The sequence below is a fragment of the Desulfosarcina cetonica JCM 12296 genome (genome assembly GCF_001311845.1).
GTDB lineage: Bacteria > Desulfobacterota > Desulfobacteria > Desulfobacterales > Desulfosarcinaceae > Desulfosarcina > Desulfosarcina cetonica.
In genome coordinates, this window is sequence record NZ_BBCC01000031.1 from 25741 (window position 1) to 45886 (window position 20146).

Genomic DNA, 20146 nt, shown 5'->3' on the forward strand with positions numbered 1-20146 from the left:
TAACAATTATTTTAGAATGCTATTTGCTACGATTTCTTTTTCTACTTCTTTCGTGCCCTCATATATTTCCAGAATTTTGGCGTCCCGGTAGAATCTGGAAATATCGTATTCCCCCATGTAGCCATAGCCACCATGCATTTGCAGCGCTTCATCAACCGTCCGAACCGCTATCCAACCGGAAAACCATTTTGCCATGGCAACCAATTTTTTGTCGTAATGCCCATTGTCCGCCATCTGCGTCGCTTTGTAGGTCAGGCACCTTGCAGCTTCGATAAACGTTGCCATCTCAGCGACCTTGCTTCGATTGACCTGAAAGTCGGCCAGCCTTTTTCCGAACTGTCTTCTCTGTTGGATGTGGTTTATGCCAAGCTCCATGGCGCCCTGGGCCAGTCCCACGCCGAACGCTGCTACCATCAACCGTGAGCGATTGAAAAAACCCATCAGGTATTTTGCGCCCTCACCTTCAACACCGATCCTGTTTTCTTCAGGAACGCGTACTTGGTTAAACCACACCTCCGACGTGTCAGACGCCCGAACACCAAGCTTTCCCGACATCTTCTGGGATTTGAATCCCGGACGGTCGGTTTCGACGATGATCATGCTGAATCGTTTGCGATAATTTTCAGCTTCCGGATCGGTTACGCAAAAGACCACCAGGAAGTGTCCAATGCTGCCATTGGTAATGAATGTTTTCTGGCCATTGAGGATATATTCATTACCATCTTTTCTGGCTTCGGTCGTAATCGAAAACGCATCGCTGCCGGCGTTTGGTTCGGTAATCGCTATCCCCATGATTTTTTCACCAGTGACCACCGGCGTAAGGAATGCTTTTTTTTGTTCTTCGCTACCAAATCGGTCAATGACTTCAGCGCCTATGGCGACCGAGCATAAACACTGTCCGCAACCGGGATCGACTCGCCAAAATTCTTCCGCGATACAACAGTGTTCCGTAATGCCATACCCTGCGCCTTCATACTTTTCCGTGACGTAACAACCAATAAAGCCAACTTCACTGGCCTTTTTCCATAACTCGAAAGGGAACTTCTCTTGTGCATCAATTTCCTTGGCGATCTGCGGAAATTCATTTTTGGCGAATTGACGAGCGGATTTTCTTATCTCCATTTGTTCCTTGGTAAATTCAAAATTCATTTTACCTCTTTTAAAAACCGGCCAGCCGGTATGTTTTTGGTTTATAAATCTCCGCGATGAAAGCGTCCTACAACCGCTTATTTCATCACGGGATGAAACCTAACCATTGGTATTTTAAACTTTTAAATCAAGTTCGTAGCAGTTCGGAAGTAAGGTGCCAATTCTTTCTTGAAGATCCTATGATTGATCAATTTTTAAGTTGCCGCAAAAAATCTTAAATATGGTTTCGATGAGTTGATGCGGTGTCGACTGGCCTTCGGGGTCGAACCACATGTAGGGGAAGGTGCACATCCCTAGCAGGGAAAATGAAATCAGCCGTACGCTATCGAGATTTTCTCCTTTTTCCTTAACCACGCCATCGACGATGGATCTCAAAATCGTTTCGTACTGTCTTTCCCCCTCCTTTATGACCTCCAAGCTTTCCCGGGGTAAGTTGGAGCGTTCAAGTAAAGCCAGGCGTGACTCGTTTTGATGTTCCACGTAATTATGAATGTGGTGGCTGATAAACGTGTATAATTTTTCCCTGGGAGATTTGACGGCCGATAGCTTTTTTTCCAATCCTTTCAATGAATTGTTCATGTATCGATGAACGATTAAAAAGAGCAGCTCTTCTTTGGTTGAAAAATAGTGAAATATCCCCCTTTGGTGGTTCCCGCAGCCAGGGCGACATCGCTTAAGGTGGCGGATAGATACCCATTTTGACCAAACACTTTTGCTGCCGTGAGGCAGATCTGGTCAATCTGTTTTCTTCCTTTTTCCGTGAAATTATTAAATTTATCAATTGAGCGCATTGTCTTCTTTCAATCATTCGACGAATTAATTAAAAACCGGCCAGCTGGTTTCTTTTTAATTGACGCCCAATAACCTTGTCAAGAACAAAAATTCTATTAAGTCTTTTTCCCTGATTCCGATATCATCCACTAGCGGCATACTACCGAAAGGGAGAACATGGGGATACGGCGAATCATCCTGATTATACTGGTTATTGCATTGGAAAGTACCCCATCGGCAATGGCCGCTGAAAAGATCCGGGTTCAATTGAAGTGGATCCATCAAGCGCAGTTTGCCGGGTTTTATGTCGCTATGGATAAGGGATATTACGCCAAAGAGGACCTTGACGTTGTCTGATACCAAACAATGGAAAAACCGATCTGGTCAGCGCCATCACCAGCGGTGTTGCCGATGTCGCGGTGTTGTCTCCGGAAGACATCATCATTCGGCGGAATCAAGGCATTCCCATAAAAGCCATTGCTGCCATCTATCGGCGCAGTGCCGTCGTTTATCTGTCCATGCCTGGGTCAGGCATTCTTCGTCCCCAGGATTTTGTCGGCAAAACCATTGCTTCCGCTGGCCAACAAGGCAGTGTCAGGGATTTCGAATTCCAATTGGATGCCATGATAAAAACCCTTGGAATGGATATGGCTTTGATTCGGAATGTTCCCTATGACCCTGAATATAAAGGATTTTACAATGGTTCCGTGGATGTGACCGCAGCTTATGCAACAGGCGGGCTGATCAAGGTTCGGCAAAAGGGTTACGCCCCCAATATCATTTGGCCCGGAGACTACAAAGTTCGTTTTTATTCCGACACCCTGGCTACCACGGACCAAATGGTTGACAGGCAATCCGAGAAACTGTTCCGTTTTTTGAGGGCTTCTTTGAAAGGCTGGCAAACAGCCGTCGGTGATCCCACAGGTACCATCGAAACGATAATGAAATACGCGCAGACAAAGGATCGGAAGATCCAGACGGCGATGTTTGAGGCCATGCTTCCACTCGTCCACACCGGTGAAGACATGATTGGATGGATGCGACCCAAGGATTGGCATGATATGCACCAGATGTTGGCTGAACAGGGGCTCATAGACAATCCCAAGGATCAGGTAAATCAACTGTTTACCATGCAATTCCTCGATAGGATCAAACAAGAGGGGTTGAGGTGAAACTGAACACCAAGCTATCCTTGATTTTTCTTCTGCTGACCGTCGTTCCCGCTTTGGTGATAGGATATCTATCGTTTTATAATGGGCGCTGTACCATAGAAGAAAATACGATAAGCCATCTTGTATCCACCAATCTTCTGAAAGAGGCAGAATATGAACGCTGGGTGCATGACAGTGCCCAGCTTATAGAAATGATTGCCATCAGTCCTTTTTTCAAAAACACCTTTCCTGCCATTCAAGCCGCTCACGATCCGACTGACCTGTCACATGAAATTGCCCATCAACGCATCAAGGAACATCTCAATCCGGTACTAGAAAAAGGGACTTTTTGGGAGTTGTTCATCCTGCGGGCTTCCGACGGGTTGCTGATGGTTTCGACTGATCGTCGGCAGGAAGGCAAATACAAAGACAATCGGCCTTTTTTCATCAACGGTAAAAAAGGCACCTTTATTCAGAATGTTTATTACGGAATGTCAATCCAGAAACCCGCCATGACGGTCAGTACGCCACTTAAAGATTTGAACGGCGAAACCATCGCCGTTTTGGCCGGCCGTCTGGACTTGTCCCAGCTTTCCAAGATCATGGAAAAGCGTAGCGGATTGAGCGAAACCGAAGACACCTATCTTGTCAATAAGTTTAATTTTTACGTCACTGAACCTCGCTTCGGTAAGGATTATGCGCTCAGGAAATCCATCCATACCCAAGGTGTGGCCGAAGCCTTGCAACAAAAAGATGGCGTCGGCTTGTATCTTGATTATCGCGGTGTACCCGTTATCGGGGCCTATCAGTGGATGCCGGAATGGGAATTATGCCTGGTCACCGAGGTCGATCAGGCCGAGGCATATGCACCGATTGACCGACTGAGAAAGACGGTTCTGGGAATTGTCGCTGGAATATCGCTGCTTGCCGCCAGCCTCGGGTGGGCAAGCGCCTTTCACGTGACCATCCCGCTTCGACGGCTGTTGGAATCGACGGATAAGATAGAAGCCGGCCGACTGGAGGTGTCCCTGGCAACGAAAGGACGGGGTGAAATCGCCGATTTGGCACGGGCCTTTGACAGGATGGTCAAAAGACTGTCGACCACGCTTGTATCACGGGATGCGCTTGCGGCAGAAATTGAAGAGCGAAAAAAGGAAACCGCTTTACGCGAACAAGTGATGGCCGACCTGAAGCGTTCCAATGAAGAACTGCAACAATTCGCCTATGTGGCATCCCATGATTTGCAGGAGCCCTTGCGCATGGTTTCAAGTTATTCCCAACTCCTGGCTGATCGGTACAAGGATAAACTGGACGAAAAAGCCAATAAGTATATTCATTACGCCGTGGACGGTGCCGTTCGCATGCAGCAGTTGATCCAGGACCTGCTGGCCTATTCTCGCGTCACCACCAAGGGCGGCGAAATCGCAAAGGTGGAAAGCCAACCCGCACTGCAGAATGCGCTTTCCAATCTTGAGGCGGCCATTGCGGAGTCCGGGGCTGTAATCACCCAAGATCCGCTGCCTTCCGTTGCGGCGGATGGAACGCAGCTGACGCAGTTGTTTCAGAACCTGGTCGGTAATGCGATCAAATTCCGGGGTGATACTTCTCCACGTATCCATGTCGGTGCCGAAAAAGACGGTGAGTATTGGCGCTTTAGCGTTGCTGACAATGGTATCGGTATCGAGGAACGGTACCTGGAAAAGATTTTTGTTATTTTTCAGCGACTGCATACACGCAGTGAGTATGCCGGGACGGGCATTGGCCTATCGATATGCAAACGGATTGTCGAACGATTTGGTGGAAGGATTTGGCTGAAATCCGAACCGGGCAAGGGAAGTACTTTCTATTTTATCCTCAAGGCAGGGTAAATAGGAATTCATCCCTGGCCCGTGTTTCCGCCATGGCGCAGAAAAGGCTGCCCGTCGATAATTCTGGGAGCGAATATTTCCATATCCAAAAAATGAGAGGCAAAATGAGTGGACAATGCATGGCCAAAGCGGTTGATATCCTGTTGGTGGAAGATAATCCAGGTGATGCCGATTTGGCACGCGAGGCGCTTGAAAACAGCAAGATAAGCAACAACCTTTATGTGGTTGAGGATGGCGTTGAAGCCATGGCATTTATCAAACGATCCGACAAATATGCAAATGCGCCACGCCCGGACCTGATCCTCCTGGACCTCAATCTACCTCGTATGGATGGCAGGGAGGTTCTGTCAGAAATAAAAAAGATGATTACCTGAAGCGGATCCCTGTTGTCATTCTTACCACGTCAAAGGCGGAAGAGGACGTTCTCCGATCCTACAACCTGCATGCCAATTGTTACATCACCAAACCCATCGCCTTTGACCAATTCATGAAGGTGGTTGAGTCAATAGAGGATTTCTGGTTGAGCATTGTTGTTTTGCCACCCAATGGAGCCAAACAGTGATACCCCCGTTAGATATTTTGATCATCGAGGACAACCCTGGAGATGCCGACCTGATCCAGGATCTTGTGGCTGACAATCCGACAAGAATATTTCGATTTACCCATGTTACAAGACTTTCGGATGCGATCAAGCATCTGAAGATGAATTCAACCGATCTGATTCTTCTCGATCTGGGGCTTCCGGACAGCAACGGAATTGAAACGGTGTGGAAAATCCGTGAAACCGTGCCGCAGGTTCCCATTGTCGTTCTGACAGGCTATGATGATGAGGAAACGGGACGGTCGGCTGTAAAAGCCGGTGCTCAGGACTACCTTGTCAAAGGCAAAGTCTCTGGTGAGCTGTTGACGAGAATTATCGTTTATGCGGTCGAACGGCATCAATACCAGAATTCATTGCGTGAATCGGAGCAATTTTTACGTTGCGCCATGGATGCGCTGGCAGCCCACATCGCGATACTGGACCCTATTGGAAAGATTCTTTCGGTCAATGCGGCCTGGCTGACATTTGCCAGGGACAACGGCGCCAATCGAGAAGACGGATTTATCGGATTGAACTACCTGGATGCGTGTGAGCGTGCATCCGGCAGTGATAGCCATATCGCCCTTGATTTCGCAAATGGCATTCGTGCCGTTATTAAAGGTGAAAAGGATTTTTTGAACTGGAGTACCCCTGCCATAGTGCCGACCAGAAACGCTGGTTCCATGCTCGCGTGACACCATTTACAGGTGAGATACCCCATAAAGTTGTCATTGCTCATGAAAACATCACCGATCGGAAAATAGCCGAGAATCGATATAAGGATAGTGAGCAACGGCTTCGATTGGTGCTTGACATATCACCGAATTGTATTTTTATTGAAGATTCGGATGGTCGTTTTATCCTTGTGAATCAGGCTGTTGCCGATCTTTATGGGACGACCATACCGGCAATGATCGGGAAAACGCAAAAGGAAATATCTCCCTTCGGCTTTTACGCCAGCGGTGGGGCGCATGGGAACGCAGCATCGGGTAGCGATGGGGATGAGAAAAAGGAAATATCTTTCACGACGGCAGATGGCAACATCCGATGGTTTAAAAATGTTCAGGTGCCGATCTCCTTCCCAAATTTTCCAAACTGCTTGTTAAGCTTCTGTATTGATATAACGGATCAGCGCCTGGCACAGGAGGCCCTTAGAAATTCGGAACTACGGTTGAAAACCATTCTTGACGCGCAGACAAGCATGATCGTTCTTGTTGATCCTCGGATGCGTGTTTTGTGGCCCAACAGGGAAGCATGCCGGGTGGCGGGCATGTCCAGACAGGAAATCATTGGTCGCCCTTGCCATGCACTCTGGAAAGACCAAAAAGCGGCTTGCGATGACTGCCCTGTCGTAGACGCCTTCCAAAACGGAAAAAAGTATTCCATTCACAAAAAGACCCCCGATGGTCGCGTTTGGCGGATTCATGGATTTCCGGTCAGGGATGACGCGGGTGCGATCGTCAGTGCGGTGGAGGTCTCGGAAGATATCACCCAACGGGTCGCGCTTGAAGATCAACTTCGCCAGGCCCAAAAAATGGAGTCCCTGGGAACGTTGGCCGGTGGGATCGCCCATGACTTCAACAACATCCTGTCCGCCATTATGGGCTACACCGAATTGGCCATGGAAGGCGTGGACCCGTCCGCCAAGGCCCACGGATATATTAAAGAAGTCCATCGGGCGGGTGTTCGGGCCACAGACCTGGCCAGACAGATTTTAACCTTCAGTCGAAGAACGAATACCGATTTGTTGCCCTTGAATATCGGGATCATCGTCAAAGAGGTTTTAAAACTGCTGCGGTCGACCCTGCCTTCGAGTATTACGATTAAGCAACAGATCGACAAGAAGCTGGATCCGATCCTTGCAGATCCAACTCAAATTCATCAAATTGTCATGAATCTTTGTACCAATGCCAGCCATGCCATGGAGCCTTACGGTGGGATCCTGGAAGTCAAGCTGACACAGTCCGATTTTACCGAAGGCATGGTGTCGACGATGCCGAACCTGGCCCCGGGGAGCTATCTGCGACTGGATATCAGCGATACGGGTTGCGGCATGCCGCCGGAAATTATGGCATCCATTTTTGACCCTTACTTCACCACCAAAGATTTGGGGGAAGGTACGGGGTTGGGGCTTTCGGTCGTGCATGGTATCGTAAAGGATTATGGCGGCGACATTTCCGTAAGGTCGACTGTGGGCGAAGGCTCCACATTTAGCATCCTTTTCCCAGCGGTCAAAGCACAAATCAATAAAAATAAATCGACCGTTGAAGAGGCCCTGCCCAATGGCAGCGAACGAATCCTCATGATTGATGATGAACCCGTCATTCTTAAGGTGATCGGCGACCTTTTATCCAAGTACGGGTACCAAGTGACAGCCGAAAATGACAGTTTGCTAGCCCTTGAACATTTCAAGGAAAGACCGGATAATTTTGACTTGGTATTATCGGATGTGACCATGCCGAAAATAACCGGTGATCGATTGGCGAAGGAGATGCTTGCCATTCGTCCGGATTTACCCATTATCCTATGCACGGGGTACACCCGTTTGGTAACAGAGCAAACCATTGAACCGATCGGTGTGCGGGCACTATTGCATAAACCGGTTGTAAAAAGTAAACTGCTGATGGCGATACGGCGTTTGCTGGACGAGCCCGTGGCAGTTTACTGAAGCGATTGTCGAAATATCGCAAACGCGTTTATCCTATCATCGGCATAGACCTTTAAGGATACCGGGACAGTATCTGGGTGGCCGCGTAATAGGCCGCAAGACCCTCCTCTCTGATTTTCTCGTTGACCCGCACCCAGGTCCGGTAGAGCGGCTTACTGAAGTTGGTTTGTTCGCAGGGAAAATCCGTGCACTGGTAGCAGAAGTCGACCTGCTTCTCCTGATGGCAGGGGCGTACCCCGCATTCCTTGAACATCCGGCACTGCTCGTTGCGGCAGCCGGTGCAGTGGCCTTCGGCCAGGTAATCGAGCATGGCCTGGAAAGCCGGGTAGTTCGCGAAGACCGGTTCACGCATCAAATTTTCAAAGAACGCGGCGTAGGGACCGAAATTGCCCAACTTCTCCTTGAGGGCTTGACTGGCCCGTCGAATGCCACCGTCCACATGGGCAAAACAGGTTTCGCAGCTCAATCCGCATGGTGCCAGTGCATGTTTGATCGTTTCATTAGTCATTTCATGCCTCCTTGGCTTGGGGTGTTATTTCCGGGCGACGCCGTTGGTTACGCTGCGCGTCGGATTACGGTTGCCATCATAGCGACCACGCTCTGGAAGTGGAAGCGGCATAAACGACACCTTGAGGGGGGATACCGACAATTATCCTTTTTTTCGATCAAGACGGGACGATGGACAGAGCCATTCACTATCTATGCCCCGTAATGCATGGGCCGCTTGCCGATTGTGTACACTTAGGATTTGAGAAAAATTGCACACTTGTTGTGTTGCCCTCTGTCGTCGGTCTGGCGTTTCAGAGTTTTGAACATATTGTTATATTATATAGATATTAATTTATTGGGCTCTGCGCGGCGGTGGCCATGGAATAAATGGAAGCTTTGTCGGATATTCTTTCGGGCATAATATGCTCGTCTTTGTTAGCGGCCGATTCAGACTGACTACTTATTGCCCATCATCTCTCCCCCTTTTTTTCGGTTATGCTGCGATGTCTTGGTTGCCGCATCTTGCATGGTAGATAGTTATTTCCTGTCATGTCAGTCGGTAATGGCACCCTTTCGCCCTTGGTCGGCGAGGTCAATGTGCGGTGGCACAAATCATGCTCAGTAAAAATATCTTCTCAGCGGTAATATCATTCTCAAGGAGGAAGTCACCGCCAAGTTTTGTGCCTACAAGGTGATGAGCGAATAATCATCGGAAAATATCAAAGGAGAAAAGGAAACAAGCCATGGTCAGTGATATTGAAACCCTCGAAAAGGTCTATACGGCAAAAAATCATACCGAACTGATGGATGCATACAAGGCTTGGGCCGCCGATTACGAAACCGATACGGTGGGAAATTTCGGCTACGTGGCCCATGTGGCCACCGCCGAAACGCTTGACCGGTTTCTTGGCGATAAAAAAGCCGCCATTCTCGATGCGGGATGCGGCACGGGCTGGTGGGGCAGGAGCTGGTCAAAAGAGGTTATCGGAACATCGACGCTTGGATTACTCCGCGGAGATGTTGGAAGAGGCCCGCCGTAAAAACATTTATCAAGCGCATATGCAAGCCGACCTGAGCAAGCCGCTGGCCCTTTCGGAAAATCAATACGATGCGGTTGTCTGCACGGGCACATTTACCTATGGTCACGTCAAGGCAAATGCCTTTGACGAGCTGATCCGGATCACCAAGCCGGGTGGCTTGGTTTGCTTCACCATCCGTCAGGGCGCCTATGAAGATTATGGGTATCGCCAGCACATGATCGAGCTGGAGCAGGACCGGGGGTGGGAACTGATCGATATGCACGATACCGATTACTTGAAGGCTGAAGAAGTGATCTGCAAGCTCTGCACTTACAAAGTATTGCGCTGACTCGTCAGGCTCGGTGAGAAGAGCGCTCTACACCCATCCATATCGTATTCAGGATCGTGTTTTTGGGCTATCGGTCGTTGCGGTATTGCCCGACGGGGCTTCAATCATAGCTGTTGCGTGCTGACCACAAAAATGGCATAAACGGTATCTTGAGAGGCGATCACGACAACTACCGTTTGCTTGGTGGAGACGGGTATGATGGGCAAGACGATTCACCGGATAACCCTGCTCGGCTGTTACAATTCCATGGCCAGCACCTTGTTCGGTCCCATGGATATCTTCAATCAGGCCGGGCGGCTATGGAACCGCCTGGGAAAATTGCCCCAGACCCCGTTTTTCGAGGTCTCCATCGCCTCGGCGGATGGCCGGCCGATTCGCTGCCTGAACAACGTGATGGTCCAACCCCACTGCAGCATTGATGCGGTGGATGAGACCGATCTGATCGTGATCGCCTCGGCCACCTATATCGATCGAATCCTAACCACCGGACCCGCCCTGGTGCCCTGGATTCGCCGCCAGTATGCCCGGGGCGCCCATGTGGCCAGTATCTGCACCGGTGTCTTCCTCCTGGCCGAGACCGGTCTTTTGGACGGACGGTCGGCCACCCTGCATTGGGGTTTTGCCGACCAGTTCCGCAGCCGTTATCCCCGGGTAAACCTGGATTTGGACCGTATGTTCATCGACCATGGACGGCTCTATTGCGCGGCGGGTGCAAACGCGGGCATGGACCTCTCCCTTTATCTGGTGGAGAAATTCTGCGGCCGTCAGACCGCTGTCCAGTGTGCCAAGACCATGGTCCTGGACATGGGGCGCGAGACCCAGCGCCCCTATGGCGCCTTTCTTCTCTCCAAGGCCCACGGTGACCCGGTGGTGGCCAGCGTCCAGGCCTGGATGGAAGATCACCATACCGAAGCCGTCGACTACGACCATCTGGCGGCGAGCCAGCGAATCAGCCGGCGGTCCCTGGAACGGCGCTTCAAACAGGCCACCGGGTATACGCCGCTGGGCTACCTGCAACAACTCCGCATCGAAAGCGCCAAACGCCTCCTGGAAGATGGGCGCCACACGGTCGCCGAAATCGCCGACCTGGTGCTACGCCGACATTTCGTTCTTTAGGAAGATTTTCGTTAAATTGACCGGGTTGCAGCCAAGGGCCTACCAGGCGCGTTTCGGTGGGTATGGGAGCGCAGGGCGTGGCATGGCGCGTTCCGCCGATGGAGTCCCATCGACAGTTGGGAAATGCGACTTCTAAGGAAGTGCCCCGAAATTTTGGTTGCTTTGTTAACCCAAATGTTTCCCCGCGAGGGGTAGGCCGCTTTTTACGAGTCCATCATCCTTAGCTCGCTTAGCCTGTTACCTTCCGAGCAATGGTGTCCCCGAATTCGATATCGACCGAGGCAATGGCGGCGATGGGCACGCCAAAGCTGGTGATAGATGGACGCGTGGCATTCACATGGTTCCGGATCCAGGCGCTCGAGGCATGGGCTTTGTCGTGCGTGGTGTGAGCGTCGGCGGCCAGCAGTACCGCATAGCCCAGTCCCGCCGCGCGCCGGACCGTGGTGTCCACGCAAAACTCCGAGGCATAACCGCAGATCACCAATCTTGAACATCAATGACCAGTAGGGCGGTGTGCATGGCCAATACTCCTTCATGGAGGGCCGGGTTGGGCCAGGGCTCTTTGCATTCCAAGGAGCGGCAGGCCGATCGCAGCTGCCAGCGTTTGCCGCCAAACACGTTTAAGATTTCGTCTTTTTGCGGTTGTCCTTGACATAAATACGATGCTCCCTGCGATCGATTTCGAAAAGACCGATGGCTTTGACCAATTCACTGAGTTTGGCAAACCCGTAGTTGCGTGGATCAAAGTCGTTCGCTGTCTTGTTGATAAAACTGCCGACTGGTGACAACTGGGCCCAGCCGTTTTCATCGGAGGCTGCTTCGATAGCCGACCGGATTAAATTGATAAGCTTTGTATTACCACGTAGTGTCTTTGCTTTAGCTGATACGGAGGCCTTGTCAACTTCGTCCTGGGCCTGAACAAAGACCTCGGTATAGATGAACCGATCACAGGCGGAAACAAAAGCGCGTGGTGTTTTTCGCTCTCCAAATCCGTAAACCCACTTACCGGATTCTCGGATGCGTGCGGCCAAACGGGTAAAGTCGCTGTCACTCGAAACCAGACAGAATCCGGAAAAATTACCCGTATAGAGCAAATCCATGGCATCGATGATCATTGCGCTGTCCGTGGCATTCTTGCCGCTTGTGTACCTGAACTGCTGGATGGGCTGAATGGCGTACTCCAGCAGAACGGATTTCCATGATGATAGGTTCGGCGTGGTCCAATCGCCATAAATCCGTTTGACGCTTGCGGTACCCAGTTTGGCGACTTCCGTCAGCAAACCCTCGACTATAGACGGGTTCGCATTATCGGCGTCAATCAATACGGCAAGGGGCAGATTCGCATCTGATTCATTGGCCATCTGGCATATCTCCGGCGCGCTTCGCCAACCATTTTTCAGCGTATGGGCGAAGGGATTTGTAAGGGAGAGGCTCTGAAACGATTACAACCCTCATTTTATACCGTTCAACAATGAGAGATGCAAGCAGAGCGTTAATGAAGGCCTGAAGGGGTGGGGAGCCCCGTTCAGGCCGGGCGGAGAGGGGGAAGGATTGGGATGGGGGCGCGGTGTGGCAACGTCGATATTGCCTGCCGCCAATGGCGGTTCGCCGGCCAACCGCGGGTGGTGCAGCCATCATTCAATTGCCAGTCAGGCGGTCAACGTCCCGCTGGCTTGGAAATCATTCTCAACAGGGGCCGTCCATGGATCACCCGTTTCCAAGGTTTTCTCCTGATCGTTTTATTTCTATTCGTGGGCCGCGAATGCCAAGGGCGTTGCGGATCGGCCGGCCGCGCGGCAAACGATCGGGAAAGAGAGAATGGCATGAGGTCGTTTCCTTGTATTAGCGGTTGATTCAATCTGCTGATCGACGTCATGAACAAAAAAAGCGCAACCCGTTTCCGCATGGAAGATGCGGTTCGCGTTACGCCTTCACTTTCTTCGTCCAAAATGTCGAAGATCGTAAGACATTCCAATAAAATTTAGGAATACCAAAAACTGTATGTACTGCACAAGAACCATGAACCGTCAGGATTGTCAAGGATTATTTCGTCAGCGAAGGACTTGTGAAAAAGGCTTGACAGTCATCCCGGATGACGATTATTAGAGTAGAAAAATAAAGTTTGTCATTCCTAAAAAAACTATTCCATCAAAAAAAATATAACGGCCGTGGAGAAGAAAATGAAAGCCGGAGACCTGGACCACCCTGACGTATTGGCAGCCTTGGACAACAGCATCCGCAGCCTGAGGCAGGGGATGGACATGCATTGCTGCCTGGTCAGCGCCATCCTTGAAAAAGGCTCGGAAGGACTGGATGGATGCCGACGGGCCCGATGTCCCCAACGAACCCGGGAGGCCGTGCTGAAGGATGCGCTCAAGGAGGCCATCACGGTGATCGAGGATACCCGCCGGGCATTCAAGTCCAAACAGTTGGAGGCGTTGCGCAGGCGGCTCACCGAGGTTTTGATCGAGACCCATTGAAGCCGGAAGGGCTGTTCTCCACTTTTTCGTCCCTCGACTTAATTTATTTTGCAGTCAGGCGATGTTAACGTTATAGATGGAAACCATGCGCAGCAATGGCCTGTGCGGATAACGAAGACGAGGTGGACGTGAGTGACGTTTGGTCATCCAAACGGCTACTGGCTGTTTTGGAAAAAAGCGCGCTGATTTCATTCTCCCAGGCAAGGGATTTCTACGCCAACCGGTTTGAGATGATTCAGCAATACAAAAGGCGTCGCGGCAAGTCCGGTGAGCCTGTCATCGATGAGGCGCGTGACAAACCCTTTCTGTTGATCGACGCCATCGTTTCCCTGAACCTCAAACGAAGGGACAACCCATCCAAAACCGTTGATGAGGATTCCATTTTCCAGGCCCTGGCGGCAAGCTGGAACATCCCCTTTGTCAAGGTCGACCCGTTGAAGCTGGATCTTAACCTGGTCACCACGACCATCCCGATCTCTTTTGCGAAGAACCATCTGGTTTTGCCCATCGGCGTCAGCCAGGGTGAGCTGACCGTCGCTACGCCGAACCCGTTCAATCACGAGGTCTTCGACGATATCGCCCGGGCCAGTCAGTTGCGGGTCAATGCGGTGGTCAGTCCCCGTTCGGATATCATCAAGCTGATCGAGGAGTTTTTCGGCTTCAAGCGATCCATTGCCGCCGCCGAGCATCAGTTTTCCGGGCCGACGGTGGATCTGGGCAATCTCGAACGGTTTATTCATCTCAAATCCGCCGATGAGCTGCCCTCCAACGACCAGCATGTGGTCAACGCCGTCAACCACCTGTTTGTCTATGCCTTTGATCAGAAAGCCAGCGATATTCATATTGAACCCAAACGAGCGGTAAGCCTGGTCCGGATACGCATCGACGGGGTTTTGCACACCGTTTACCGGCTGCCCAAAAATGTCCACTCTGCCATTGTGAGTCGGATCAAGAACCTCTCCGGGCTCGATATGGCTGAAAAGCGGCGGCCCCAGGATGGGCGCATCAAGACCGGCAAGAATGACGTCGAAGTGGAGATCCGCGTTTCCACCATTCCCGTTGCCTTTGGCGAAAAGGTGGTCATGCGCATCATGGACCCGGACATTCTGTTCCAAGACCTGGAGCATCTGGGCTTTTCTTCCGTCGACATGGCCAAATACAACCAGATTGTCTCCCATTCCCACGGGTTGGTGCTGGTTTGCGGTCCCACAGGCAGCGGCAAGTCAACAACGCTTTATTCCACCCTACGAAAAATCAGTACCACGCGGGTCAATGTGACCACCATCGAAGATCCCATTGAAATGGTTCACGAGGACTTCAATCAGATTGCCGTCAAACCGCAGTTGGGAATCACCTTCGGATCGATCATGCGCAATATCCTGCGCCAGGATCCCGATATCATCATGGTTGGTGAGCTCAGAGACCTGGAAACGGCCGAAAATGCCATCCAGGCAGCACTCACCGGGCATCTGGTTCTGTCAACACTACATACCAACGATGCACCGTCGTCGATCATCCGCCTCATGGACCTGGGAGTTCCCTCCTTCCTGATCCAGGCCACCTTGCGCGGCATTTTATCCCAACGCCTGGTTCGGAAAATATGCAATAATTGCAAGGAGAAAATTGAAATCGACGCCTCCGCGCTGGAGGCCATGGGTTTGGCAACCGGCCGGACCGGGCGATTGTCTCTTTACCAAGGGCAGGGGTGCCAGAAATGCAGGCAGACGGGCTACTCGGGCAGGACGACGATCCATGAGGTGCTGCCATTTTCCGATACCATAAAAGCCCTGACGGTCCCGGACGCGGATTTGGCTGCATTGACCGAGGGGGCGCGTGCCGAAGGAATGATTTCATTGCGTGAAAGTGCGATTGAGCGACTCATGGACGGTACGACGACGTACCAGGAGGTACTGCGGGTTACCTCGGGTGGCAATCTTTGAGAGGCGGTCCGGGAAGCGGTTGGCTCCCTGACCGGCGCCATCCATAAAAATACATCTGAAGAAGAAAAGGCAGCTTCCGGTGTTATTGCCGGAAGCTGCCTTTTTTACTTTTATTCGACCGGCGTACGAAATCGCTCGCCGCGTTCGATGTTGTTGACGGCATCGGTGATGACCACGGTGGACGTGTTTTCTTCCGTGTGAAGGACGATGAAGGTACCCATCGAAATCGGTGGCATGATGGCGCCGCTATCCGATTTTTGTTGACGGTAGAGGTCGTATTGTTGGCCGACTTCAAGGTTGTCGTTCCGGCCTTTGTCGATAAAGGCAAGCACATTGTCACCGGTCAGGGTGGTGTGGTCTTCGGAGATGATGATCTGCCCATCAATACCCGGCGTGCTCGGCTGGCGTACAACTTTAGGGGATTCTTGCACATAGGGCATCAAGAGATCGTTAAGATGGATCGTTCGATATGATTTGAGTACCTTGGCGGTTACCAGATCCGGGTCCTGTTGGGTCACTTCGATGACGCCGAGGATGTAATGCTGGGTGCCGATGGTTTCTGTGGAATTGTGGTCGTCGGTCGGTTGCATATAGCGGAAGACGGTATGTCGGCTTCCTGGGATGAGCTGGTCGCCGCCATCGCTTGACGGTCGAATATAAACAATATCGCCCTCGCTGATCAGTTCTTTTTTCCCTCAATGTCAAGAATCGTGCCCGTTGGTGCGACCGGTGGCTTGCGGATGAACCCGACGCGTTGAATGGAGGGAAAAAGAAAGAAGGGGACATCGGCCTTGGGGGCGTGCATGATCGGCGCCTCATCGGCGATACCCTGAGAACCTGACTTTTTGTAGAGCCGAATTCGTTCACCGGGGAAAATCCAGTGGGGGTTGCTGATTTGTTTGTTCTCTTCCCACAATTCCGGCCACAACCAAGGTGAGTCATTGAATTGATTGGAAAGATCCCAGAGTGTATCCCCCTTTTGGATGGTATAATAGAAGCCTGTTTCGCTTTCAACGACGTTGAGTTTATCCTTCGCTGCCGCCGGTGTGGTTACAGCCAGGCAAACCAGGCAAAACAAGCAGACATGTAAAATTGAATTCGTTCTGCGACTCATCAGATACCTCATATTTTGGGTGTCGTTGGTCAAATTATGGAAACTTTCTTATTAATTTCAGTAACCTGATTACTGACGTGTTGTCAAGCGTCTATGTGGTCGTCCATATTAACAGAAAAAGCCTCCCCAGGGTCGACCTGAGGAGGCTTTTCGAATCAAAAGGACGGGTTGGGGAATGACTTACATCATACCACCCATACCGCCCATGCCACCCATGCCGCCCATGCCGCCAGCACCCGCCATCGGGTCAGCAGCTTTTTCTTCGGGCTTTTCAGCGATCATTGCCTCGGTGGTGAGCATCAAGGATGCCACGCTACCGGCATTTTGCAGGGCGAAGCGGACCACTTTGGTCGGGTCGATTACACCGGCCTCGATCAGATCTTCGTACTCGTTGGTGGCCGCGTTGTAGCCCATGGCGCCTTCGGCGTTCTTGACCTTGTCAATCACAACGCTGCCCTCGTAACCGGCATTGGACGCGATGCGACGCAGGGGTTCCTCAATGGCGCGCATAACTACTTTAACGCCCAATTTTTGATCAGCTTTAATTTTTATTTTATCCAGGGTAGAAAGGGTGCGCACCAAGGCGACACCGCCGCCGGGAACGATGCCCTCTTCCACGGCCGCCCGAGTGGCGTTGAGTGCATCCTCAACACGGGCTTTCTTCTCTTTCATTTCGGTTTCCGTGGCCGCGCCGACATTGATCACGGCGACGCCGCCGATCAGTTTGGCCAACCGTTCCTGCAACTTCTCGCGATCGTAATCGGAGCTGGTCTCTTCAATCTGGGCACGAATCTGTTTGACCCGGCCTTCCAGGGCGGAACGTGCACCGGCGCCGTCAACGATCGTGGTATTGTCTTTGTCGATGGTGATCCGTTTGGCCTTGCCCAGGTCGGTGATGGTCATGTTTTCCAGTTTGATGCCCAGGTCTTCGGATACCACCTGGCCACCGGTCAGAATGGCGATATCTTCCAGCATGGCCTTGCGCCGATCGCCAAAACCCGGAGCCTTCACGGCCGCAACCTGAAGGGTACCCCGCAGCTTGTTGACCACCAAGGTCGCCAACGCTTCACCATCGACATCTTCGGCAATAATGACCAGCGGTTTACCCATCTTGGCCACCTGCTCAAGGACCGGCAACAGGTCTTTCATGTTGCTGACCTTTTTCTCGTTGATGAGGATGTAGGGGTCTTCCAGGGAAGCAACCATTTTCTCGGGATCGGTGACGAAATAGGGAGAGAGGTAGCCGCGATCGAACTGCATGCCCTCGACAACCTCCAAAGTGGTTTCCATTCCCTTGGCTTCTTCGACGGTGATGACGCCTTCCTTGCCAACCTTATTCATGGCTTCGGCGATAATGTTGCCAATGGTCTCGTCATTGTTGGCCGAAATGGTCCCGACCTGGGCGATCTCGCGCTGATCCTTGGTCGGCTTGCTCATTTTGTGGAGCTCTTTGACGATGGTTTCAACGGCTTTGTCGATGCCGCGCTTGATTGCCATGGGATTGTTGCCGGCGGCGACCAGTTTCTGACCTTCTTCATAGATGGCACGGGCAAGCACGGTTGCCGTCGTGGTTCCATCACCGGCCATGTCACTGGTTTTGCTGGCGACTTCTTTTACCATCTGAGCGCCCATGTTCTCGAATTTGTCTTCCAGCTCGATTTCCTTGGCCACGGTGACGCCGTCCTTGGTCACGGTGGGCGATCCCCACGATTTGTCGATCACGACATTTCTTCCCTTGGGGCCAAGGGTAACGACCACTGCATCGGCAAGCGCTTTGACGCCATTGAGCATCGCTTCGCGGGCTTTCATATCATATTTAATTATCTTACCAGCCATATTGCTTAACCTCCCTATCTGACGTTATAGTAAAGTCTGTTCTACTCAATGACGCCGAGCACGTCGTCTTCACGCATGATCAAGTACTCTTCACCTTCGATTTTGACTTCAGTACCTGAGTATTTTCCAAACAGAATCCGATCGTCGACCTTGATTTCCAGTGCGATACGATTGCCATCATCGGCGACCTTGCCATTACCCACGGCGACGACCTTGCCTTCAGCCGGTTTCTCTTTGGCCGTGTCCGGAATGATGATCCCGCCTTTGGTTTTGGTCTCTTCCTCGACGCGCTGCACCAGAATGCGATCCTGTAATGGTCTGAGTTTCATTTCTGCATTTCTCCTTTTTTCGATGGGTACGCATGTTAATGACTGAAAAAATCGATCCTTCGCTATTTGAACGGGCATCACCAAAGAACCCGTTGATAACAGACAATTTTTAGAGAAGCGGGGTGCCCCTTTCTGAAGAGGATCCACAAAACTAATCACATGTTATCGATTGTAAAGGATATAATTATAATTATGGTGGACTTGACAACGACCGGCCTGATACACACATCACTGCCCTTCAGCCCATTGTCAGCGTGGCCAGCCTTGGTTGGTGGCACTATTTGTCGCTTGCGTCCGCTTTGGTGCCAGTACTATCGGATGATGTCTTCTCACTCGACGATGTTGCTGCTTTTTTTTCGTCTTTTGGGGAAGATTTTTTAGAGTAGTCCGTCACATACCAACCGGTACCCTTCAAGTGAAAACTGCTCTGGGAAATAAGCTTCGTCAGCGCACCCGAGCAGTGTTTGCAGGTGGTCAACGGGGGGTCCGAAAATTTCTGAATGGCTTCCTCGATTTTCCCGCACGCAGTGCATTGGTATTCGTAGAGCGGCATGTCGAGACTCCTCTAACGTATTGCAACCATTAATTATTATAGGGTGTTTCGTCGAAATGACTTGACTAATATATGTCGTCTTTCAGGCTTGTCAAGAAAATGGAGACCAAAATCAGGGGATCGATTTTAATCCATCAATGGGGCTATGCCACGTCCCGTAATAGGTCAACACGGCATGCATGCCAGGTGTTTTGACGCTATCGAGAATGGTTCGGGTAATGCGGTGAACGCGGTGCTCTTCAGTGCGTTTTTCCAATTCGGTGGCATTGAAGCTTTGCAGAAAACGACTGAAGCGGACGATATGGACCAATTCGTGGGTGACCACATAGAGGCCGAAGGGGAAGAGGGCGATTTCAGGTTGTGCCTGCAGCACTTCCAGGATCGCATGATCCTGAATACAGACTTTATAAAAATCGTAGCTGCTGGACCCCAGAATGCCGCCGTCCGGCTTGCCCTCATAGCGAATGATCTGGGCAAAGGGGCCATCGACGATTTCGTTTGGGTTGAGATCGGCCAGCGTCTTGATATCGTACTTGGGATGGAGCCACTGGCTGGCTGACATTTTATAGTGGTTGCTGACCAACTCCTCGGCCATGGCAACCGCATTGTTGACAACGACCAATTCGTCCGCCGTGAATGTGGGAAGGCTGGCCTTTTTTTGCATGCAATTCCTGTAGCATACCCCATTTCAAGGATCAATGGCAGATTCATGATGCGGTTCGCCTGGGGATTAA

23 protein-coding genes are annotated in these 20146 nt (G+C 51.2%); 11 read left to right on the forward strand and 12 right to left on the reverse strand.

Annotated features, from left to right (window positions below; translation table 11 throughout):
• Positions 1–6: 6 nt before the first annotated feature.
• The 3 genes from JCM12296_RS09605 to JCM12296_RS09615 form a co-directional block, all read right to left on the reverse strand.
• Complete coding sequence (locus tag JCM12296_RS09605) at positions 7–1149, reverse strand: acyl-CoA dehydrogenase family protein (RefSeq protein WP_054691939.1); 1143 nt, start codon at positions 1147–1149, stop codon at positions 7–9.
• A gap of 177 nt (positions 1150–1326) precedes the next feature.
• A complete protein-coding gene (locus tag JCM12296_RS09610) occupies positions 1327–1716 on the reverse strand; it encodes a TetR-type transcription factor C-terminal domain-containing protein (protein ID WP_157067503.1) in 390 nt (129 codons plus the stop codon).
• Positions 1717–1742: 26 nt separating this feature from the next.
• Positions 1743–1940 carry a TetR family transcriptional regulator gene (locus JCM12296_RS09615; protein WP_054691944.1) on the reverse strand — a complete coding sequence of 66 codons (198 nt, stop codon included), beginning with the start codon at positions 1938–1940 and terminating at the stop codon, positions 1743–1745.
• Positions 1941–2160: 220 nt separating this feature from the next.
• Between JCM12296_RS09615 and JCM12296_RS50350 the strand changes: the two genes are divergently transcribed.
• The 6 genes from JCM12296_RS50350 to JCM12296_RS09645 all read left to right on the forward strand — a co-directional run bounded on the left by JCM12296_RS50350 (position 2161) and on the right by JCM12296_RS09645 (position 8187).
• Positions 2161–2277, forward strand: coding sequence for an ABC transporter substrate-binding protein (locus JCM12296_RS50350; RefSeq protein ID WP_172683832.1), 117 nt, complete (start codon positions 2161–2163; stop codon positions 2275–2277).
• The gene (locus tag JCM12296_RS09625; protein WP_281491966.1) at positions 2277–3092 is read left to right on the forward strand and encodes an ABC transporter substrate-binding protein; all 816 of its coding nucleotides are present in this window, start codon (positions 2277–2279) and stop codon (positions 3090–3092) included. Before JCM12296_RS50350 ends, JCM12296_RS09625 begins: the two co-directional genes overlap by 1 nt.
• On the forward strand, positions 3089–4939 hold the full coding sequence (locus JCM12296_RS09630; protein WP_054691952.1) for a sensor histidine kinase: 1851 nt from the start codon (positions 3089–3091) through the stop codon (positions 4937–4939). Before JCM12296_RS09625 ends, JCM12296_RS09630 begins: the two co-directional genes overlap by 4 nt.
• Before the next feature lie 119 nt (positions 4940–5058).
• Positions 5059–5313 carry a response regulator gene (locus JCM12296_RS41615; RefSeq protein ID WP_218188029.1) on the forward strand — a complete coding sequence of 85 codons (255 nt, stop codon included), beginning with the start codon at positions 5059–5061 and terminating at the stop codon, positions 5311–5313.
• Positions 5314–5497: 184 nt separating this feature from the next.
• Positions 5498–6214, forward strand: a complete 717-nt coding sequence (locus JCM12296_RS09640) for a response regulator (RefSeq protein WP_054691954.1) — start codon at positions 5498–5500, stop codon at positions 6212–6214.
• Positions 6211–8187 carry a PAS domain-containing hybrid sensor histidine kinase/response regulator gene (locus tag JCM12296_RS09645; RefSeq protein WP_083456007.1) on the forward strand — a complete coding sequence of 659 codons (1977 nt, stop codon included), beginning with the start codon at positions 6211–6213 and terminating at the stop codon, positions 8185–8187. The genes JCM12296_RS09640 and JCM12296_RS09645 overlap by 4 nt, the downstream gene beginning before the upstream one ends.
• A gap of 52 nt (positions 8188–8239) precedes the next feature.
• Here JCM12296_RS09645 and JCM12296_RS09650 read toward each other — a convergent pair whose 3' ends face one another.
• The gene (locus JCM12296_RS09650) at positions 8240–8695 is read right to left on the reverse strand and encodes a DUF3795 domain-containing protein (RefSeq protein WP_054691960.1); all 456 of its coding nucleotides are present in this window, start codon (positions 8693–8695) and stop codon (positions 8240–8242) included.
• 724 nt (positions 8696–9419) lie between these two features.
• On the opposite strand from JCM12296_RS09650, the gene JCM12296_RS41620 reads away from it, so the two are divergent.
• The 3 genes from JCM12296_RS41620 to JCM12296_RS09660 all read left to right on the forward strand — a co-directional run bounded on the left by JCM12296_RS41620 (position 9420) and on the right by JCM12296_RS09660 (position 11160).
• Entirely contained in the window at positions 9420–9716 is a 297-nt protein-coding gene (locus JCM12296_RS41620) for a class I SAM-dependent methyltransferase (RefSeq protein ID WP_218188030.1), read from the forward strand.
• On the forward strand, positions 9676–10044 hold the full coding sequence (locus JCM12296_RS41625) for a class I SAM-dependent DNA methyltransferase (protein WP_218188031.1): 369 nt from the start codon (positions 9676–9678) through the stop codon (positions 10042–10044). Before JCM12296_RS41620 ends, JCM12296_RS41625 begins: the two co-directional genes overlap by 41 nt.
• Positions 10045–10239: 195 nt before the next feature.
• Positions 10240–11160: a GlxA family transcriptional regulator gene (locus JCM12296_RS09660; RefSeq protein ID WP_218188032.1), complete on the forward strand. Its 921-nt coding sequence runs from the start codon at positions 10240–10242 to the stop codon at positions 11158–11160.
• Between the two features lie 229 nt (positions 11161–11389).
• Here the strand turns inward: JCM12296_RS09660 and JCM12296_RS09665 are convergent, their stop codons facing one another.
• Both JCM12296_RS09665 and JCM12296_RS09670 read right to left on the reverse strand, forming a co-directional pair.
• On the reverse strand, positions 11390–11641 hold the full coding sequence (locus JCM12296_RS09665) for an isochorismatase family protein (protein WP_213182298.1): 252 nt from the start codon (positions 11639–11641) through the stop codon (positions 11390–11392).
• A 139-nt stretch (positions 11642–11780) separates the two neighbouring features.
• The gene (locus JCM12296_RS09670; protein ID WP_054691963.1) at positions 11781–12521 is read right to left on the reverse strand and encodes an NYN domain-containing protein; all 741 of its coding nucleotides are present in this window, start codon (positions 12519–12521) and stop codon (positions 11781–11783) included.
• A gap of 819 nt (positions 12522–13340) precedes the next feature.
• Here JCM12296_RS09670 and JCM12296_RS09680 point away from each other — a divergent pair.
• Complete coding sequence (locus JCM12296_RS09680) at positions 13341–13640, forward strand: hypothetical protein (RefSeq protein WP_054691969.1); 300 nt, start codon at positions 13341–13343, stop codon at positions 13638–13640.
• Positions 13641–13735: 95 nt separating this feature from the next.
• Positions 13736–15580 carry a GspE/PulE family protein gene (locus JCM12296_RS09685; RefSeq protein WP_054691972.1) on the forward strand — a complete coding sequence of 615 codons (1845 nt, stop codon included), beginning with the start codon at positions 13736–13738 and terminating at the stop codon, positions 15578–15580.
• A 110-nt stretch (positions 15581–15690) separates the two neighbouring features.
• Here JCM12296_RS09685 and JCM12296_RS09690 read toward each other — a convergent pair whose 3' ends face one another.
• The 6 genes from JCM12296_RS09690 to JCM12296_RS09715 all read right to left on the reverse strand — a co-directional run bounded on the left by JCM12296_RS09690 (position 15691) and on the right by JCM12296_RS09715 (position 20076).
• Positions 15691–16170: a hypothetical protein gene (locus tag JCM12296_RS09690; RefSeq protein WP_054691975.1), complete on the reverse strand. Its 480-nt coding sequence runs from the start codon at positions 16168–16170 to the stop codon at positions 15691–15693.
• An 89-nt stretch (positions 16171–16259) separates the two neighbouring features.
• On the reverse strand, positions 16260–16727 hold the full coding sequence (locus tag JCM12296_RS09695) for a LysM peptidoglycan-binding domain-containing protein (RefSeq protein ID WP_083456009.1): 468 nt from the start codon (positions 16725–16727) through the stop codon (positions 16260–16262).
• 147 nt (positions 16728–16874) lie between these two features.
• Positions 16875–18530: a chaperonin GroEL gene (groL, locus tag JCM12296_RS09700; protein ID WP_054691981.1), complete on the reverse strand. Its 1656-nt coding sequence runs from the start codon at positions 18528–18530 to the stop codon at positions 16875–16877.
• A gap of 41 nt (positions 18531–18571) precedes the next feature.
• Positions 18572–18859, reverse strand: coding sequence for a co-chaperone GroES (gene groES, locus JCM12296_RS09705; RefSeq protein WP_054691984.1), 288 nt, complete (start codon positions 18857–18859; stop codon positions 18572–18574).
• Between the two features lie 277 nt (positions 18860–19136).
• Entirely contained in the window at positions 19137–19412 is a 276-nt protein-coding gene (locus tag JCM12296_RS09710; protein ID WP_054691988.1) for an FmdB family zinc ribbon protein, read from the reverse strand.
• A 112-nt stretch (positions 19413–19524) separates the two neighbouring features.
• Positions 19525–20076: a hypothetical protein gene (locus tag JCM12296_RS09715; protein WP_054691991.1), complete on the reverse strand. Its 552-nt coding sequence runs from the start codon at positions 20074–20076 to the stop codon at positions 19525–19527.
• Positions 20077–20146 lie beyond the last annotated feature (70 nt).

What these genes read in the sequence shown, in the direction of transcription:
- JCM12296_RS09605 (WP_054691939.1), bottom strand. Translation starts at nt 1,149, where the DNA reads ATGAATTTTGAATTTACCAAGGAACAAATGGAGATAAGAAAATCCGCT.
- JCM12296_RS09615 (WP_054691944.1), bottom strand. Translation starts at nt 1,940, where the DNA reads ATGCGCTCAATTGATAAATTTAATAATTTCACGGAAAAAGGAAGAAAA.
- JCM12296_RS50350 (WP_172683832.1), top strand. Translation starts at nt 2,161, where the DNA reads ATGGCCGCTGAAAAGATCCGGGTTCAATTGAAGTGGATCCATCAAGCG.
- JCM12296_RS41615 (WP_218188029.1), top strand. Translation starts at nt 5,059, where the DNA reads ATGGCCAAAGCGGTTGATATCCTGTTGGTGGAAGATAATCCAGGTGAT.
- JCM12296_RS09650 (WP_054691960.1), bottom strand. Translation starts at nt 8,695, where the DNA reads ATGACTAATGAAACGATCAAACATGCACTGGCACCATGCGGATTGAGC.
- JCM12296_RS41620 (WP_218188030.1), top strand. Translation starts at nt 9,420, where the DNA reads ATGGTCAGTGATATTGAAACCCTCGAAAAGGTCTATACGGCAAAAAAT.
- JCM12296_RS09660 (WP_218188032.1), top strand. Translation starts at nt 10,240, where the DNA reads ATGATGGGCAAGACGATTCACCGGATAACCCTGCTCGGCTGTTACAAT.
- JCM12296_RS09670 (WP_054691963.1), bottom strand. Translation starts at nt 12,521, where the DNA reads ATGGCCAATGAATCAGATGCGAATCTGCCCCTTGCCGTATTGATTGAC.
- JCM12296_RS09680 (WP_054691969.1), top strand. Translation starts at nt 13,341, where the DNA reads ATGAAAGCCGGAGACCTGGACCACCCTGACGTATTGGCAGCCTTGGAC.
- JCM12296_RS09685 (WP_054691972.1), top strand. Translation starts at nt 13,736, where the DNA reads ATGGCCTGTGCGGATAACGAAGACGAGGTGGACGTGAGTGACGTTTGG.
- JCM12296_RS09690 (WP_054691975.1), bottom strand. Translation starts at nt 16,170, where the DNA reads ATGCAACCGACCGACGACCACAATTCCACAGAAACCATCGGCACCCAG.
- groL (WP_054691981.1), bottom strand. Translation starts at nt 18,530, where the DNA reads ATGGCTGGTAAGATAATTAAATATGATATGAAAGCCCGCGAAGCGATG.
- groES (WP_054691984.1), bottom strand. Translation starts at nt 18,859, where the DNA reads ATGAAACTCAGACCATTACAGGATCGCATTCTGGTGCAGCGCGTCGAG.
- JCM12296_RS09710 (WP_054691988.1), bottom strand. Translation starts at nt 19,412, where the DNA reads ATGCCGCTCTACGAATACCAATGCACTGCGTGCGGGAAAATCGAGGAA.
- JCM12296_RS09715 (WP_054691991.1), bottom strand. Translation starts at nt 20,076, where the DNA reads ATGCAAAAAAAGGCCAGCCTTCCCACATTCACGGCGGACGAATTGGTC.